Raw genomic sequence first — 15444 nt, forward strand, 5'->3', positions numbered from 1 at the left:
ATGGGCACCCGGATGCCTGCCTCGAACACCCTGACCGCGCTCGTGCTGCAAGGGGGTGGCGCCTTGGGCGCCTACCAAGGCGGCGCCTACGAATCCTTGTCTGCGGCGGGACGCGAGCCCGACTGGTTGGCCGGCATCTCGATCGGCGCCATCAACTCGGCGTTGATTGCCGGCAATGCCCCGGGCCGCCGCGCGGCGCGCCTGCGCGAGTTCTGGCAACGCATCACCGCGCAGGTTCCTTCGCCGGCCTGGGCGGGCGCGGACGGGCCGCTTCGCGCGTTGGCCAACGATTGGGCGGCCACCTGGGGCGCGGTGTTCGGACTGCCACACTTCTTTCAGCCCCGCGTCGGCAAACCCTGGTGGCCCGGCGCCGCCGACGCCCCCAGCCTTTACGACACCGCCCCTCTTCGAGAAACACTGCTCGAGCTGGTGGACTTTGACCGCATCAATGACGGGCCTACACGCTTGTCGGTCGGCGCGGTCGACATCGAGAGTGGCAACTTCGTGTACTTCGACAGCCAGCGGCAGCGCCTCGGGCCTGAGCACGTCATGGCCAGTGGCGCCTTGCCGCCAAGCTTTCCGGCGGTGGTGATCGAGGGCCGGGCCTACTGGGACGGCGGCCTCGTGTCCAACACGCCGCTGCGCCACATCGTCGAGAACCTCGATGGCCGCGACGCGACGATCTTCCAGGTCGACTTGTTCAGTGCACGCGGGCGCGTGCCGCGCACGCTGGCCGAGGCGTCGGACCGCGACAAGGACATCCGCTATTCGAGCCGCACGCGCGCCCTGACCGACATGCTGTGCGAGCGCCACGAGATGAGGCGTTCGTTGCGCGAGCTCGCGGCGTTGCTGCCTGCCGGACGGCGCGCCGACGCACGGGTGACGCAGCTCCTGCGCAAGCTGGGTGCCGACGCGCCCGACCCGACCGTCACCCTGGTTCACCTCATCCACCGCCACAAGAACAGCGAGACGCAAGCGCGCGACTACGAGTTCTCGGGCGCCTCGATGCTGGAGCACTGGGACGCCGGGCGCGCCGACATGGCGCACTCGCTGCGCTCGCTGGCTCGCGCCCGCCACGAGGTCGAACCCGGCAGCTTCCGGGTCTTCGACTACACCGCCCCCGACCTGGAGACCGCCCGATGAATGCCGACGACGTACGCCGCACCGCCTGGGCGATGCCGCTGACCAGCCCTTCCTATCCGCGCGGCCCCTACCGCTTCGTCAACCGCGAGTTTCTTGTCATCAGCTACCGCACCGACCCCGCCGCGCTCGCCGCACTGGTGCCCGAGCCGCTGGTTCCGGCTGGCGACGTGGTGCGCTTCGAGTTCATCCGCATGCCCGACTCGACCGGCTTCGGCGACTACACCGAAAGTGGCCAGGTCATCCCGGTGACCTTCGAAGGCCGCGCCGGCGTGTACGTGCACAGCATGTACCTCGACGATGACGCGCCGATCGCCGGTGGCCGCGAGATCTGGGGCTTTCCCAAGAAGCTGGGCAGCCCGAAGCTGCGCGTGGACAAGGACACCCTGCTCGGCACGCTCGACTACGGGCAGAGCCGCATCGCTGTCGGAACGATGGGCTACAAGCACCGTGCCGCAGACCACGCTGCGGTGCAGCAGTCGCTGGCCCAGCCGAACTGGCTGCTGAAGATCATGCCCGACGTGGACTGCAGCCCGCGCGTGTGCGAATTGGTCGAGTACCGCCTCGAGGATGTCGTGCTGAAAGGTGCGTGGGAAGGGCCGGCCGCATTGCAGCTCTTCGAGCACGCACTCGCCCCCGTGGCCGCGCTGCCGGTGCGCCAGGTGCTGGGCGGACTGCACCTGAACACCGACCTCACGCTCGGCCTCGGCCGCGTGGTGCACGACTACCTCCGCCGCTGAACCCCCGATCAAAGGAGCGCGACATGATGAGACTCGACAACAAGGTGGCCTTCGTCACCGGCGCCGCCAGCGGCATCGGCAAGCGCATCGCCGAGGTCTATGCGCAGGCCGGCGCGAGCGTCGCCGTGGTCGACCTCAACCGCCAGGGTGCCGAGGCCGCCGCCGCTGCGCTTCGCGCCCAGGGCGCCCGGGCGATCGGCATCGGCGTGGACGTGACCGACGAGGCGGGTGTCGATGCCGCCGTGGCGCGCACCGTGGCCCAGTTCGGCGGCCTGGACGTCCTGATCAGCAATGCCGGCATCCAGATCGTCGCGCCGCTGGTGGAGTTCAGCTTCGCCGACTGGAAAAAGCTGCTCGCGGTGCACCTCGACGGCGCCTTTCTGACCGCGCGGGCCGCGATGCGCCAGATGGTGCCCAGCCAGCGCGGCGGCTCGATCATCTTCATGGGATCGGTGCATTCCAAGGAGGCCTCGGTGCTCAAGGCGCCCTACGTCACCGCGAAACACGGCCTCGAAGGGCTGGCCAAGGTGATCGCCAAGGAAGGTGCGTCCCATGGCGTGCGGGCCAACCTGATCTGCCCGGGCTTCGTGCGTACGCCGCTGGTGGACAAGCAGATTCCCGGGCAGGCCAAGGCCCTCGGGATCTCCGAGGACGAAGTCATCAGGAAGGTGATGCTCAAGGACACGGTCGACGGCGAGTTCACGACGGTGGACGACGTGGCGCAGCTCGCATTGCTGTTCGCCGCCTTTCCGACGAATGCATTGACCGGGCAGTCCATGGTGGTGAGCCACGGCTGGTTCATGCAATGAGCGCCTATCGTCAAGACTTGACCGGCCATTGCGCGCGCGCCGAGGCCGCGACGGCGGAGTTGTTGTCGCAGCGACGTCGGCTGATTGCCGCCGCGTCGCTTGGCCCGGTCGGCATCATGGCAGGCACGCTTGCTCCTCTCCGTGCCCGCGCCGCGGGCGCTCTTCCTTCGTCCGTACGCGATCTGGATGCCGCCGCGCTGGTTCTCTTCGATGCTGCCGCATCGGCACGATGGGTACAAGCACGCGCGGCGCTGGCGCGAGCCAGGACCGCCGCGACCGCTGCCGCATCGTTGGGCGGGCCCTTCACCGAAGCCGGCGGTGCGTTGCACCGCTACTTCGAGGCGAGAAACGGGCTCAGCGGCGATCTGGTGGAGGCCGGCCTCGCCCTGTCGGTCAAGGACCACAGATGGCTGATCGGCGTCGCCGAACGCATCGTGACGCGCGCCGGCGAACTCGCTCAGCCCTTCGCGGAACGCTCCGACAAGTTGACGCCGCAGATCGAGACCTTGTTGTTCCTCGCTCGGCGCATGCGTCGCGCGCTGGTGTGGCACGATTCGATCGGGTACCAGGGTGCGCGCGGGGACTTCGGATCGCTGTGGCAAGCCATGCTTCCGGAACTGGCCCCCAGCGTGCCGGCGGGCCGGATCCAGGCGCTCGACCAGGCCCTGCAAGGCGCGACACATTCGCCCTCGCCGAGTGCCGGCAAGCGTCTGGACGAGGCGGTTCGGGCCTTGCGGCAGGCGAACTGACGCGCACGACCGCGCGACTCGAGTGCAGGCTGCGGTGCGCTCTCAGTATCTGTAAGTTCAGGTAAGAGTCAGGCCGGGCGGGAATCCGCCCGTCCCCTCGAGACCAAGCCGCGCTAGGCTGAGCGGTACTTCGGAGTTCTGCATGCATCGCTTGTTCCTCGTTGCCGCACTTGCGGCCGCCGGCGCCGCCCACGCCGGTCCCAGCATCGGCGTCTCGATCGGCATCAACCAACCCGGCGTGTACGGCCGCATCGAGCTCGGCAACATGCCGCCCCCGGCCGTGGTCTACCCGCAACCGGTGGTCATCGTGCCGACGCCGGTCGCGGTGTATCAGCAGCCGATCTACCTCTACGTGCCGCCGGCCCACCAAGCGAGGTGGGGACACTACTGCAACGCCTACGCGGCTTGCGGCCAGCCGGTGTACTTCGTCCGCGAGTCGTGGGTCCGCGATCATCGCCACCGCGGTGATGACGATCATGACGACGACCGGCACGAACGTCGCGGCAAGCACAAGGGCAAGCGCGATCGCGGCGACGACTGAGCAACCCGTCCGGCTACTTGCGCAGACTCTTGATCGCAGCGGCGCCCAGCCCAAACTGCGAAAAGATCTGCGACCAGTCCTTCAGGTTGCGCGCGAGGACGCGCCCCCAGGTTTCGTAGTCCAGCTGGCTCGGCACGATCACCGAATCGCCGGGCTGCAGGACGCTGTCCGACACCCCGCCCCAGCCGCCTATCCACGATGACCGAGCCGCTGCCGCCGCGGTGCCGTCGGCGTGCAGCACGATCAACTTCGACACGTCGGCCGCATCCTCGAGGCCGGCCAGGGTCAAGTAGTCGCCGACCGTTCGGCCCTCCCGCCACAGCAGGGCGTTTTCGTTGGCGACCGCTCCGATCACGGTGACAAACCCTGGACGCGCAGGCACCACGATCCGATCGCCCGCATCGAGCGCAATGTCGGGGACCGCCGCGAGCGCCTTCGCATTCGCCATCGTCTCGAGCGCGATGCGCCCGTTCGGCCTCAACCTCTGCAGCCGCGCAAGTTGGGCCTGCGTCGCGGCCCCACTGGCGGCGGACACCGCACCGGGCGGGCCGTCGTCGCGGCGGTTGGCGGCATCGCGTGCCGATTGCGTCGCCGACAAGGACTCCAGGCGTGCGATCGCGTCGGCAAGGTTCGCCCGTTGCCGCTGACGGACCGACTCCCGCGCAAGCTCGATGCCATACAGATAGGCCTCCGGCGTCAGCCCGCCGGCACGTTCGAGAAGCGCGCGAAGGCCTTCACCCGGTCGCAGCTGGTACACGCCGGCGGCGCCCACCTCGCCTTCCACCGTCACGAGCCGCGTCCGGGCATCCTTCGGTCCGCGGATGTCCTTCTGCCCGTACACCGTGACGACGTCTCCCGGCAGCAGTTCGAGGTTGTTCGCCGCATCGCCGCGCAACACGACGGCCCCCAGATCGAACGCGATGACACGCGTCGACAGCGTGCGCTCGTCCAGCCGCTCGATGGTGGCGTAGTCCCAGTTGAGGTCATCGAACAGCGGCTCGGGTATGCGTTGCGCCGTCCCTTCCTCGACGCGATCGGGGCGGCCGGCGCCCCCGGCAGGCAACCCGGTGGGGGATGCCGCCTTCACGGTATCGGGCGACGCTCGGAGCGCACTTCGCGCGTTCGCGTTCGCCTCCGCTGGTGCCTCGGGCGCCCGGACCTGAACGAGGCCATTCCGCAGTCGGTGGAAGGACTCCGTCACCAGGGACTCCGTGTCGGGGATCAGATCGCGGACACGCATCCCTGGCCTGTGCGGGTAGCGCATGGGCTGCGCCACGTGCCCCTTGAGGGTCACCGCATTCGCAAACGCCTGCGAGATCGGCTTGAGCGTCAGCACATCACCGTCCGCGAGGCGCTGATCGAGGGCCGGACCGTCGAGGCGTGTCAGCTGCGTGCTGCGCTGCGCACCTGGCTTGCGAGGTTCGATCCGCTCGACCTGCGCGAACGCGGGATCGGCGACGACCGACGCTCCACCCGCGTAGCGAAGCAGGCTTCGCATCGTGTCGTCCTCGTCGCGCAGCTCGTAGATGGCCGGCGTGTCGACGGCTCCCAACAACGCAACAGTCCGGCCGAGCGGCTGCAACACGACGGCATCGCCGTCCACCAGCTGAATGTCCTCGCTTCGCTCGCCGCCGACGAAGAAGCCGTAGAGGTCCCAGTCCGCGACCACCCGTCCAGCGCGGCGAAGCAGCACGTGCCGCATCGAGCCGCCAGTGCCGGGCCCGCCGGCCGCGGCGACAGCGGTCAACAAGGTCGCCTGGCTGGGCAGTGTGTAGATGCCGGGGTGACGGGCCGGGCCGACCACCGATACCTTGACGGCATGCAAGCGCCCCAGTGTCGCGCTCAGCCTGAATCCTCGGTACAGCCTGCCGATCTGCCCCTGGAGGTGCCGTTCCAGTTCGGCGGCCCGCACGCCCGCGACGTTGAAGCTGCCGACCCGCGGCAGGTGCACCATGCCGTCCCTGTCGACACGCACCCGCAGATCGGCGTCGATCGACCCCCACACGCGCAGGAGGATTTCATCTCCGGCCGCCAAGGCGTAGTCGGCCGACAATGGGATCGTGTCGGTTGGCGGGGCATGCGCAGGCGCTCGCTCGAAGAATGCCTGTCCGAAGACGGGCAAGAGGCGCCCCGTGGCCTGCTGCACGAAAGCCTGAAAGACACTCGGCTGCGCGTCATGCCCGGCCGAGCGTGCGCGGCCCGGTCCTCGTTCAACGCGTTGGCGCGCTCGACCGTCATCCTGCCATTCGTCACGCCCCGGCTCGACTGTCCATTCTGGAGCCACCGCGACCGGGGCGGCCAGTCGCCACGCGTTCGGTGCTCCGGGTACGGGAGGCTCCGCCGCCTGTGCCGCCGCGGCGACCATCATTGCTCCGCCCAAGCGCCAGATCGTTCGCAGCATGATGTCGTGGCAACCCCGCACCGGCCGGATTCGAGCGAGTGTCAACGCGCAACGGGCTTCTGCAGGAGCCGGGCCACCGAGGACGGCGCGGCATCCCGGATTCCCAGCTCTTCAGCAAGGACCAGCACGGTTTCCGGCCCTCGCGTTCGCACGCGACGACGCACCGCTTCATCGATCGCGTCACGGTGGGTTTGGTATGCGGCCACACAGGGTAGGCCGGGCTCGTCGACGCCGCAGGTCTGAGCCAGCACCGGCCGACTGATGTAGGCCTGCACGAGACGGCCATCCACGTCGACCGCGAAGTGCACGCCGTCCGTGTCCTGCGCGTAGTACGGGTCGTAGCGCTCCATCGAGTCCTTTCGCAGGGCCGCGCGCTCCTGGTCGCGCGCAGCCATCGTCGGCCTGATTGGCTTAACGGATCCTTATGCGAGTCACCCGTCAAGCGCTGCGCGTTGCGTCGCTAGCGCACGCGGTCCCACGAAGGTCTGCACCGCAAGTCGCCGAGCGTGGCAGGCCGTTGCGCGTCGGCCCACTTTTAAGTCGCCCTTAAGTCCATCGCCCGCACCCTGCGGGCTTGTCGCCGTGGTCACGCGGCGCAGGCGAGGTCGTCCGGCCCGCATGACGACAGGAGCGCCCTATGCGTTGTCTTCCCTTTGCCGTGGCCGGCGCGATGCTGGCGCCCGCGCTGGCCTCGGCGCAGCTCAAGCCCGACCCGCGCTGGGAGTTCGGCCTGCGCAGCGGCGTACTGATCGGGTCCGGCAGGCCTGCCAACGACTTGCTGTTCAACGGCATCAAGGCGATCTACCGGCTCGATGCCGAAAGCGGCGTGGGCCTCAGCATCGATCGCCTGTCATTCGACTTCGAGCGCCCGCAAAGCGTGCTTGGCATCGAACAAGACAAGAGCCTGGTCCCGAAGGACATCGACGCGAAGGCGAAGGCCACGCTGATCAGCGTCTTCTATGAGCGCCGCTACGCCACGGCGGGCAGCCCCTGGAGCTGGAACTGGAACGCCGGGCTGGGATTCGCGTCGCCGAGCGTCGGACGTGCGAGCGGGCCAGCGGCGGGCGGTGGGAGCTTCGACGTCGGCACGGACGCCGGTCGCGAGTACGTGCCCTCGGTAGGCCTCGGAGCCAGGTACAGCCTGAGCAACGGCCTGCACTTCGAGGCCGGCCTGAACCTCAATCGTCACATCGCCAACTGGAAGGTCATCGATGCGGTGTCCGGGCGGTCGGGTCGCGTCAGGGACTACACAACCACCGGACTGAGCCTGGGCCTGGGCTACCGGTTCTGAGGCGTGCTCCCCGTTTCCCTCAGCCGTCCGGATGACGAACGGCACCACGAAGTCATGACCTCGCAATGACGCGCTGCACTGGGCGCGTCCAACCGCCATGGCGAGAGTCGCTGCGTGGCTCGGCCGCCGCCATCGCATCGACTCGCCCCAGCGCTCCCACGTGCACTCCCGAAACATCCCCCATCTCCCGCAAGGCCACGGCTTGGCCCGCCCAGCGATGCCGATCGCACGCTTGGTGAAGCGCTGGCTCTCAGGCCGGCCTGAAGTGACAAGCACGCGGCTGGCCGTGCTCGCCGGCTTCTTCTTCGCGCTTGCGGCGAACGCGCCGTTCCTGTCGGCAGTGCTGGCGGGCCGCGACCCGTGGGCGCCCGCGAGCTGGTTGTTCGCGCTGGCGATGCTGGTCGCGCTGGCCGCCGTGCACATCTTGCTGCTGTCACTGGTGACGGTGCGGCCACTTGCCAAGCCGCTGCTCGCGTTGCTGCTCGTCGCCACGGCGTTCGCCACGTACTACATGCAGCGCTTCGGGATCTTTCTCGACCCGACGATGCTGCGCAACGTGCTGAAGACGCATCCCGCCGAAGCCGGCGAGCTGTTCGGCTGGGGCATGCTCCCTCACTTGTTGCTGTTCGCCGGTTTGCCGCTTCTGGTGCTGTGGCGCGTGCGGCTCCAACGCCAACCGTGGGGCCGCGCGTTGGCCTGGCGGCTCGCGACGGCCGCTGGGTCGGCCGCATTGCTCGTGGGGGCGCTGCTGCTGGTGTTCCAGGACTTCTCGGCGCAGATGCGCAATCAGAAGGAGGTCCGCTACCTCATCACGCCGGCCAACTTCATCTACTCCGCGGCACGCGTGGCGGTCGACAGCACGCGCGAGGCGCAGGTCGCCAGAACGCCGGTCGGCGTCGATGCCCGTCTCGATGCGTCGTGGGCCACGCGCAGCAAGCCGGCACTGCTCGTACTGGCGGTCGGCGAAACTGCGCGCGCGGCCAACTGGGGCCTGAACGGCTACGCGCGTCAGACCACGCCACAGCTGGCGACGCGCGACGTGATCAACTTCCGCGACGTCACTGCCTGCGGCACCAACACCGAAACCTCGCTGCCCTGCATGTTCGCGCCGGTCGGCCGGCGCGACTACGACGAACGCCGTATCCGCACCGGGGAATCGTTGCTGCACCTTCTCAACCGCGCAGGTTTCCAGGTGCTGTGGCGCGACAACCAGTCGGGCTGCAAGGGGGTCTGCGACGGGCTCGCGGCACAGCAACTGGACAACGCCGAGTTGCCAGAGTGGTGCGACGGTGGCCGCTGCCTCGACGAGGTGCTGTTGCAGGGGCTGGACACCATCGCCCGAGACGCCAAGGGCAATCTGGTGGTCGTCCTGCACATGCTCGGCAACCACGGTCCTTCGTACTACAAGCGCTATCCCGAGGCGTTCCGCCGCTACACCCCCACCTGCGACACCGGCGAACTGCGCCAGTGCTCGCGCGAACAGATCGTCAACGCCTACGACAACGCCCTGCTCTACACCGACCATGTGCTCGCCAAGACGATCGACTTCCTGCAGTCGCAGTCCAGCCGCTACGACACCGCACTCGTCTACGTCTCCGACCACGGTGAGTCGCTCGGCGAGAAGGGGCTCTACCTGCACGGCGTGCCCTACGCCATCGCTCCCGACGAGCAGACGAAAGTGCCGATGATCTGGTGGCTTTCCCGGGGCTACACGGCCAGTTTCGGTCTGGACACGGACTGTCTGAAGCGGGAGGCGTCGCGGGCGCAAGCGCACGACAACCTGTTCCACACCACCCTCGGCTTGCTGCAGGTGCAGGCGCGCGAGTACGAGCCTTCGCTCGACATCACCAGGACATGCCGTCGTTGACTGCCATCGCCGCCGACTCCCAGGCCGCCCCCGGGCGACGCCTGGCGATCATCGACGCTGCCGTCGCGGCGGCTGGCCTGGCCGCCCTGGTGGCGTGGGACGCCACGGGCATGGACATCACGGTCGTGCGCTGGCTCGGCCGTCCCAGCGGCTTCCCCTGGCGCGATCACTGGCTGACCGCGGGAGTGCTGCATGGCGGCATTCGCTACCTCGCCTGGACGCTGCTCGCCGCCCTCGTGATCGGCATGTGGCGTCCCTGGGGGCCGCTGCACTCGCTGTCGAAGGCTCAAAGACTGTGGATGCTGGGCACCACCGTGGCCTGCGCGGCCCTGATCCCGCTGATCAAGCGTCTCAGCGCGACGAGTTGCCCGTGGTCCCTGGCCGAGTTCGGGGGCGGCGTCGTTCAGTACGTGCCGCACTGGGTCCGCGGGGTGACCGACGGCGGACCCGGCGGGTGCTTCCCGTCGGGCCATGTGTCCACTGCGTTCGCGTTCCTGGCCGCTTGGTTCGTGCTGCGCGAGACCGCTCCGTCGGCCGCAAGGCGCTGGCTGGCGGTCACGCTGGCGGCCGGCGTTGTGCTGGGTGCGGTCCAAGTCGCGCGCGGCGCGCACTACCCGAGCCACCCCCTGTGGACGGCCTGGATCTGCTGGGTTGTCTCCGCCCTCGCGTTCCACATTTTTCGTCCGCGCGCAACGCCTCCGCCGTGAGCAACCCGACCGGAACCCCCGACCCGACTCCGACGACCGCGTTCAAGAGTCGCCCCGGGTTCGCACGCATCTGGCAAGCCGCGCGCTACTCGCGCGACGGCATGATCGCCGCGTTTCGGCACGAGGCGGCGTTCCGCCAGGAACTGGCCGTTGGTGTGCCACTCATGGCGCTTGCGTGGTGGATCGCGCCGGGCCGCTGGGAGGCCCTCGCGATGACGCTGTCGATCGTGGCCGTTCTTGTCGTCGAGTTGCTCAACTCGGCCGTCGAGGCGCTCGCCGACGCCGTGTCCCTCGAGACGCACCCCTTGATCAAGCGCGCCAAGGACATCGGCAGCGCGGCGGTGATGCTCAGCATCGCCGGCGCGGCACTGGTGTGGATCGTGGCGCTGGTGTAGGCGCTGGTCCACGCGAAGCCGTCACCCCTTCAGAGCTGGAAGGCAAGCGCTCTGACGGTCCCCTCGAGAAGATCACGCGCCACCGACGGGGGTGTGCCTGGGTGCACGTCACCCGTCGGCGCCAGCCGCGTCGCCCACGCCACGAGCCAGTCGACTTCAGCGGGGCTGTAAAACGACGCCATGGCTTCGTAGTTCAGGAACAGGCCGCGCCCATCAAGGTTGACAGAACCGCAGAGGGCCAGCGTGCGGTCCACGATCACGACCTTTGCATGCAGCATGCGCGGCAGCAGGCGCACCTCGGCGCCAGCGCGCACCAGGCACCTCAGCGCTCGCTCGCGCGCGATGTCGGCCAATCGATGGTTCGAACGCCGTGGAAGCAGCAGGGTCAGCCTCACTCCGCGCCGGCAGGCGATGCTCAACGCATCGAGCAGGGCTTCGTCGGGGACGAAGTACGGCGTGGTGGCAATGATGCGCTCCTGAGCCCGATACGCCGCAGCCAGCAGGAGCGCGTGCACGGTGTCGTCGGGCCCGTCCGGGCCGGTGGGAATCCACTGCACGAGCGGGCCGCCGGCGGCCACGCTCATCAGTCCGTCCGGGCACCGAGGCGCCTCGACCGCGCGACCACCTGAGCGCTGCCAGTCGCGGTCGAACTGCGTCTGCGCCACCGCCGCCACCGGCCCTTCGACCACGAAGCCCAGATCAATCCATGCCTGCGCGTCCGGAGAGTCCAGGAAATACTCATCGGCCAGGTTCTGGCCACCGGCCTAGAGCTGCCGTCCGTCAGCCACGGCGAGCTTGCGATGGTTGCGCAGATTCGTCCGGCCGCGCAGCGGGTTGTGCAGCAGGGGCATGAACACCCGCACCTCCACGCCCGCAGCCCGCAATGCGGCCAGCTGCGCCCGTGGCGTGCGCAGGCTGCCCACGGCATCGACGATCAAGCGGCAGGCCACGCCGCGTCCCGCTGCCGCCGTCAATGCCTGCACGACGGCGCGTCCGACCTCGTCACCGCCGAGGATGAAGGTGCAGACGTCCAGTCGAGCGCGGGCCGTACTGCACAGCGCCAGCAGCGCGTCCAAGGAATCGCGTCCCTGCGGCAGAAATCGGACGCGCTCGTTGACCGAAGCCTCCGCCACGCCCAGTGCCGCCAACAGCGAGCCCGCCCACTCGGGCACCCCGGCAACGGGGTCGGGCCGCACCGGCGGCCCGATCGATGCCGCCGGTCGCACGAACTTGCGCGTGCCGAAGATCAGGAACAAGGGGACGCCGGCATACGGGAAGGCCGCGATTCCGACGACCCACCCGATGGCGGCCGCAGGATGCCGCCGCTGATGCCCGGCGCGAGTCACGAGCACATAGAGCAGAAGGCCACCCGCAACGAACGCTGCATGCTCGAGCCCCGAGATCGAGGGCCACCAGGCCAGCCACGGCAGGGAAGCGCCGCTCCACGCCACCGTATCAGGACCCGACCGGGAACCGCACCGAGACGCACAAGCCGCCGAGACGCGCCGAGCGGTCGAGCGTCAGCACGGCGCCATGAAGGTCGGCGATGCTCTTGACGATGGCCAATCCCAGCCCGCTGCCGGTGGCCTGCGATCCGGCCACGCGGTAGAAGCGATCGAGCACGCGCTCGCGGTCCACCTCGTCGATGCCGGGGCCACTGTCCTGCACCTCGAGCAGCCAGGCATCACCGCTTCGCTGCACCTCGACATCGACCGTACCGCCCTCGGGGGTGTACTTGACCGCGTTGTCCAGCAGGTTGCGCACCAGGATGCGCGCCGCGTCCGGGTGACCCGGGAACGCGCCCTCGTCAGCACGCGACACGCCGATGTCGATACGCCGCGACTGCGCGGCTCCAGCGATGTCAGCCACGGCCTGCTTGACCAGCTCGGACAGCGCCACCGGATGCGGCCGTTGCCCACCGGCCGCGCTGGCCTCGTGTCGCGCCAGCACCAGCAGTTGCTCGACCAGCCGCGTGGCGCGGTCAATGCCCGCGTGCAGCCGGGCCACCGCCAGCTCGCGCGTGCCGTCGTCGGATGCCCGCTGCAGGCCTTGCACCTGCAGCTTCAGCGCTGCCAACGGCGATCGAAGCTCGTGAGCCGCATCGGCGACGAAGCTCTTCTGCGCATCGAAGGCCTGGCGGACGCGGGCGAACAGCAGGTTCAGTTCGTGCACCAGCGGCCGCACTTCATCCGGCAAGCCCGCCTCGCTGACCTCGTTGAGGTCGTCGGCCTGCCGCTCCGAAACCTGGCGACGAACGCGCTGCACGGGCGCCAGCGAACTGCTGATCACCCACCACACGAGCAGCATCGACAAAGGCGCCATGACCGCGATCGGCGCGGCTGTGCGCAACGCCAGCGTTCCCGCCATTTCGCGGCGTGCCGCCATGTCCTGCGCGACCTGGATCACCTGTGCGCCGGACCGCATGGTGAATACGCGATAAGTCGTGCCGCGGGCCGGCACGTCGGAGAAGCCCATCGTCTCCCGCCGGGGGATGGCCGCACGCGCCGACTGGAACACCCGCAGGCCGTCCTGCGTCCAGACCTGAACCACGAAGTCATAGCTTTCGTCGTGGGCCTCATCGTCGTCGTGCCCCGCTGCCGCCTGCCGCGGCAGACCCGAGCGCAGCGACAACGCCGTCTGCTGCATGTGGTAGTCGAAGATCTCGTCGGCCTCGGCCCGCGCCGTCCGGTAGGCGACGATGGCCTGTACCAGCGCGGTGACCACGATCACCGCCAGCAGCAGCCACAGCAGGCGAGCGCGCAGGGAGTGCGGCGGTTGAAGGCTCATCCGGACATCCGCGCGTGCTGCCGCTCAGACCTTGGGGACCATGTAGCCCACGCCGCGCACGTTCTGGATCATTTCCGTGCCCAGCTTGCGACGCAGGCCGTGGATGTAGACCTCGACCGCGTTGCTGCTGATTTCGTCCTTCCAGCCATAGAGCTTCTCCTCAAGCTGGGTACGCGACAGCACCAGTCCCGGCCGTGCCAGCAGCGGCTCGAGCACCGCCCACTCGCGTGCCGACAGCACCACGGGCTCGCCACGCACCGCCACTTCGCGCGTGGCGGGGTTGATGCTCACGCCCTTGTGCTCGTAGACCGGTTCCGCACGCCCTGCGGCGCGCCGCATCAGCGCTCGGATGCGGGCGAGCAGTTCGTCGAGGTCGTAAGGCTTGAGCACATAGTCGTCGGCGCCGGCATCCAGACCTTCGATGCGCTGCTGGATGGAGTCGCGCGCGGTGGCGATCAACACCGGGATGCGCTCCTTGCGTGTGCGCAGATCCCTCAGCACGGCCAGGCCGTCGCGGCGCGGCAGTCCAAGGTCGAGCAGCACGAGGTCATAGGTCTGGGTGCGCAGCGCCGTGTCGGCCATCTCGCCGTCCTTGACCCAGTCCACCGCGTAGTGTTCGGCGCGCAGCAGGTCCAGGACGGCTTCGCCGATCATCGTGTCGTCTTCGACGAGAAGCAGTCTCATGATGCAGGGTGGGGTGGCTCCGAGGCGCCAGCGGAACGGCGTGCCGCACGGCCCATCCGTCCTGCGTGCACCATTCCAACCACCAGCATAGCGGCAGTGCCGCCCAGCAGTGCCAGCGCGAAGAGCCCGCCCAGCAGCCACAGCAGCGGCACGGCCACGACGAAGATCAGCAACGCCAGGGCGGCCCGAGCCGTACGGCGCCACCATGGCAGGGGCGTGATGTCGATCACCCGCTGCGTGTGCACGCGGGGCAGGTGCAGGTAGATGGTGCTCATGGCGTACCCTTTCCGGTCGTCTCGGCGGGGCGGCACCCTGCCGCCTCGTCCTTCGAGGCAATCTATGGAGAGGCACTTAGGCGGGGCTTAATGGGACGCCCGCGCGGACGAGCCCCTGACGTCGCGATGCGTGGATGACGAAGGTCACCGCCGGCCAGAAGACCCGAGGCACTTCGCGGCGAGGCCGGCCCATGCCATGATTTGTGCGCTGCCCACCATGGACATCTCGGCCCTGCTCCACACCCACATCTACTCCGCCATCGTGCTGGGCAGCCTGGTCGAAGGCGAGACCACGGTGGTACTGGCCGGCTTCGCCTCCCACCAGGGTTACGCGCCATGGTGGGCGGTGACCCTGCTGGCCGCGGTGATCAACTTTGCGTGGGACCAGACCCTGTTCGCCCTCGGCCGATGGCGCGGCGACTGGGTGCTGAGCAAAGCGCCGCGCCTGCGCGATGGCGTGCAACGCATCTCGCCGCTGATCCATCGCCGTCGCCGTCGGGTGGTGTTCGGTGTGCGCTTCATGTACGGGCTGCGCACGGCCGGCCCGATCGCTCTCGGCCTCGCGCGGATCCCCTGGCCCGACTTCCTGCTGTTCAACGCGCTCGGGGCAGTTGTCTGGGCGACCGCGTTCGCGGGGCTGGGCTATGCATTCGGCAACGCCATCGCGCGGGTCATCGGCGTGGTGGCGCACTACGAAGCGCTGGCCGTGCTGGCGATCCTGCTGCTCGGCAGCATGGCCTACGGCATCGCTCGATGGCGGCGTGGACGCTTGCGCGCGACACGGGCGCCGGGACCCGAGGGTGGCGCCGACCTGCCACACGAGTCGATGAACCATTAAGTCTCGATTAAGCAACGGCTCTACAGAATCCGGTCGTCATCCATGGGAAGCGGCCGTGGCCCTGCGAGCCACGCCCGATGACGAGGGTCATCGGAATGGGTGCCATCCGGCACTGGCCCGCGATGCGCCCGCACGAGCATCCTCCGGGCTGCCGCTCGACGAGATTGCCGCGACCCCATGCAACGTTCCCCCGCCAGCATCCCACCCCGCCGGGTGCCAC

At 68.9% G+C, this 15444-nt stretch carries 17 protein-coding genes; 10 read left to right on the plus strand and 7 right to left on the minus strand.

Annotated elements, in window-relative coordinates:
- From QZV97_RS01215 to QZV97_RS01235, 5 genes are all read left to right on the plus strand, one after another.
- Positions 1-1143 (plus strand): patatin-like phospholipase family protein, encoded by a 1143-nt coding sequence (locus QZV97_RS01215; RefSeq protein WP_295637044.1) that lies wholly within the window; start codon positions 1-3, stop codon positions 1141-1143.
- On the plus strand, positions 1140-1880 hold the full coding sequence (locus QZV97_RS01220) for an acetoacetate decarboxylase (protein ID WP_295637047.1): 741 nt from the start codon (positions 1140-1142) through the stop codon (positions 1878-1880). Before QZV97_RS01215 ends, QZV97_RS01220 begins: the two co-directional genes overlap by 4 nt.
- Positions 1881-1906: 26 nt before the next feature.
- The gene (locus tag QZV97_RS01225) at positions 1907-2689 is read left to right on the plus strand and encodes a 3-hydroxybutyrate dehydrogenase (protein WP_295637615.1); all 783 of its coding nucleotides are present in this window, start codon (positions 1907-1909) and stop codon (positions 2687-2689) included.
- Entirely contained in the window at positions 2686-3438 is a 753-nt protein-coding gene (locus QZV97_RS01230) for a hypothetical protein (protein WP_295637050.1), read from the plus strand. Before QZV97_RS01225 ends, QZV97_RS01230 begins: the two co-directional genes overlap by 4 nt.
- Before the next feature lie 142 nt (positions 3439-3580).
- A complete protein-coding gene (locus QZV97_RS01235; RefSeq protein WP_295637053.1) occupies positions 3581-3979 on the plus strand; it encodes a hypothetical protein in 399 nt (132 codons plus the stop codon).
- A gap of 13 nt (positions 3980-3992) precedes the next feature.
- Here the strand turns inward: QZV97_RS01235 and QZV97_RS01240 are convergent, their stop codons facing one another.
- Positions 3993-6380: an SLBB domain-containing protein gene (locus tag QZV97_RS01240; RefSeq protein WP_295637056.1), complete on the minus strand. Its 2388-nt coding sequence runs from the start codon at positions 6378-6380 to the stop codon at positions 3993-3995.
- A gap of 41 nt (positions 6381-6421) precedes the next feature.
- Positions 6422-6775: a DUF1488 family protein gene (locus QZV97_RS01245; protein ID WP_295637059.1), complete on the minus strand. Its 354-nt coding sequence runs from the start codon at positions 6773-6775 to the stop codon at positions 6422-6424.
- Positions 6776-7017: 242 nt separating this feature from the next.
- Between QZV97_RS01245 and QZV97_RS01250 the strand changes: the two genes are divergently transcribed.
- The 4 genes from QZV97_RS01250 (at position 7018) to QZV97_RS01265 (ending at position 10640) form a co-directional block, all read left to right on the plus strand.
- Positions 7018-7671, plus strand: a complete 654-nt coding sequence (locus QZV97_RS01250) for a hypothetical protein (protein WP_295637062.1) — start codon at positions 7018-7020, stop codon at positions 7669-7671.
- 235 nt (positions 7672-7906) lie between these two features.
- Positions 7907-9538, plus strand: coding sequence for a phosphoethanolamine--lipid A transferase (locus QZV97_RS01255; RefSeq protein ID WP_295637065.1), 1632 nt, complete (start codon positions 7907-7909; stop codon positions 9536-9538).
- Complete coding sequence (locus tag QZV97_RS01260) at positions 9526-10245, plus strand: phosphatase PAP2 family protein (RefSeq protein ID WP_295637068.1); 720 nt, start codon at positions 9526-9528, stop codon at positions 10243-10245. The genes QZV97_RS01255 and QZV97_RS01260 overlap by 13 nt, the downstream gene beginning before the upstream one ends.
- The gene (locus QZV97_RS01265; protein ID WP_295637071.1) at positions 10242-10640 is read left to right on the plus strand and encodes a diacylglycerol kinase; all 399 of its coding nucleotides are present in this window, start codon (positions 10242-10244) and stop codon (positions 10638-10640) included. The genes QZV97_RS01260 and QZV97_RS01265 overlap by 4 nt, the downstream gene beginning before the upstream one ends.
- A 29-nt stretch (positions 10641-10669) precedes the next feature.
- On the opposite strand, the gene QZV97_RS01270 is transcribed toward QZV97_RS01265, so the two are convergent.
- The 5 genes from QZV97_RS01270 to QZV97_RS01290 all read right to left on the minus strand — a co-directional run bounded on the left by QZV97_RS01270 (position 10670) and on the right by QZV97_RS01290 (position 14386).
- Entirely contained in the window at positions 10670-11224 is a 555-nt protein-coding gene (locus tag QZV97_RS01270) for a phospholipase D-like domain-containing protein (protein WP_295637074.1), read from the minus strand.
- A 180-nt stretch (positions 11225-11404) separates the two neighbouring features.
- Positions 11405-12091, minus strand: a complete 687-nt coding sequence (locus tag QZV97_RS01275) for a phospholipase D-like domain-containing protein (RefSeq protein WP_295637077.1) — start codon at positions 12089-12091, stop codon at positions 11405-11407.
- A 4-nt stretch (positions 12092-12095) separates the two neighbouring features.
- Positions 12096-13427, minus strand: coding sequence for an ATP-binding protein (locus QZV97_RS01280; RefSeq protein WP_295637082.1), 1332 nt, complete (start codon positions 13425-13427; stop codon positions 12096-12098).
- A 24-nt stretch (positions 13428-13451) separates the two neighbouring features.
- Positions 13452-14111, minus strand: a complete 660-nt coding sequence (locus QZV97_RS01285) for a response regulator (protein WP_295637085.1) — start codon at positions 14109-14111, stop codon at positions 13452-13454.
- Positions 14108-14386, minus strand: coding sequence for a hypothetical protein (locus QZV97_RS01290; RefSeq protein ID WP_295637089.1), 279 nt, complete (start codon positions 14384-14386; stop codon positions 14108-14110). The genes QZV97_RS01285 and QZV97_RS01290 overlap by 4 nt, the downstream gene beginning before the upstream one ends.
- 217 nt (positions 14387-14603) lie before the next feature.
- Between QZV97_RS01290 and QZV97_RS01295 the strand changes: the two genes are divergently transcribed.
- A complete protein-coding gene (locus QZV97_RS01295) occupies positions 14604-15224 on the plus strand; it encodes a DedA family protein (protein ID WP_295637092.1) in 621 nt (206 codons plus the stop codon).
- The last annotated feature ends 220 nt before the right edge of the window (positions 15225-15444 follow it).

It is taken from the genome of uncultured Methylibium sp. (assembly GCF_902826655.1).
Lineage (GTDB): Bacteria > Pseudomonadota > Gammaproteobacteria > Burkholderiales > Burkholderiaceae_C > Methylibium.

Bases quoted from the DNA above. Each gene is read 5' to 3' on its own strand.
- QZV97_RS01215 (WP_295637044.1), top strand. From the start codon at position 1: ATGGGCACCCGGATGCCTGCCTCGAACACCCTGACCGCGCTCGTGCTG.
- QZV97_RS01220 (WP_295637047.1), top strand. From the start codon at position 1,140: ATGAATGCCGACGACGTACGCCGCACCGCCTGGGCGATGCCGCTGACC.
- QZV97_RS01225 (WP_295637615.1), top strand. From the start codon at position 1,907: ATGAGACTCGACAACAAGGTGGCCTTCGTCACCGGCGCCGCCAGCGGC.
- QZV97_RS01230 (WP_295637050.1), top strand. From the start codon at position 2,686: ATGAGCGCCTATCGTCAAGACTTGACCGGCCATTGCGCGCGCGCCGAG.
- QZV97_RS01235 (WP_295637053.1), top strand. From the start codon at position 3,581: ATGCATCGCTTGTTCCTCGTTGCCGCACTTGCGGCCGCCGGCGCCGCC.
- QZV97_RS01240 (WP_295637056.1), bottom strand. From the start codon at position 6,380: ATGCTGCGAACGATCTGGCGCTTGGGCGGAGCAATGATGGTCGCCGCG.
- QZV97_RS01245 (WP_295637059.1), bottom strand. From the start codon at position 6,775: ATGGCTGCGCGCGACCAGGAGCGCGCGGCCCTGCGAAAGGACTCGATG.
- QZV97_RS01250 (WP_295637062.1), top strand. From the start codon at position 7,018: ATGCGTTGTCTTCCCTTTGCCGTGGCCGGCGCGATGCTGGCGCCCGCG.
- QZV97_RS01260 (WP_295637068.1), top strand. From the start codon at position 9,526: ATGCCGTCGTTGACTGCCATCGCCGCCGACTCCCAGGCCGCCCCCGGG.
- QZV97_RS01270 (WP_295637074.1), bottom strand. From the start codon at position 11,224: ATGAGCGTGGCCGCCGGCGGCCCGCTCGTGCAGTGGATTCCCACCGGC.
- QZV97_RS01280 (WP_295637082.1), bottom strand. From the start codon at position 13,427: ATGAGCCTTCAACCGCCGCACTCCCTGCGCGCTCGCCTGCTGTGGCTG.
- QZV97_RS01285 (WP_295637085.1), bottom strand. From the start codon at position 14,111: ATGAGACTGCTTCTCGTCGAAGACGACACGATGATCGGCGAAGCCGTC.
- QZV97_RS01290 (WP_295637089.1), bottom strand. From the start codon at position 14,386: ATGAGCACCATCTACCTGCACCTGCCCCGCGTGCACACGCAGCGGGTG.
- QZV97_RS01295 (WP_295637092.1), top strand. From the start codon at position 14,604: ATGGACATCTCGGCCCTGCTCCACACCCACATCTACTCCGCCATCGTG.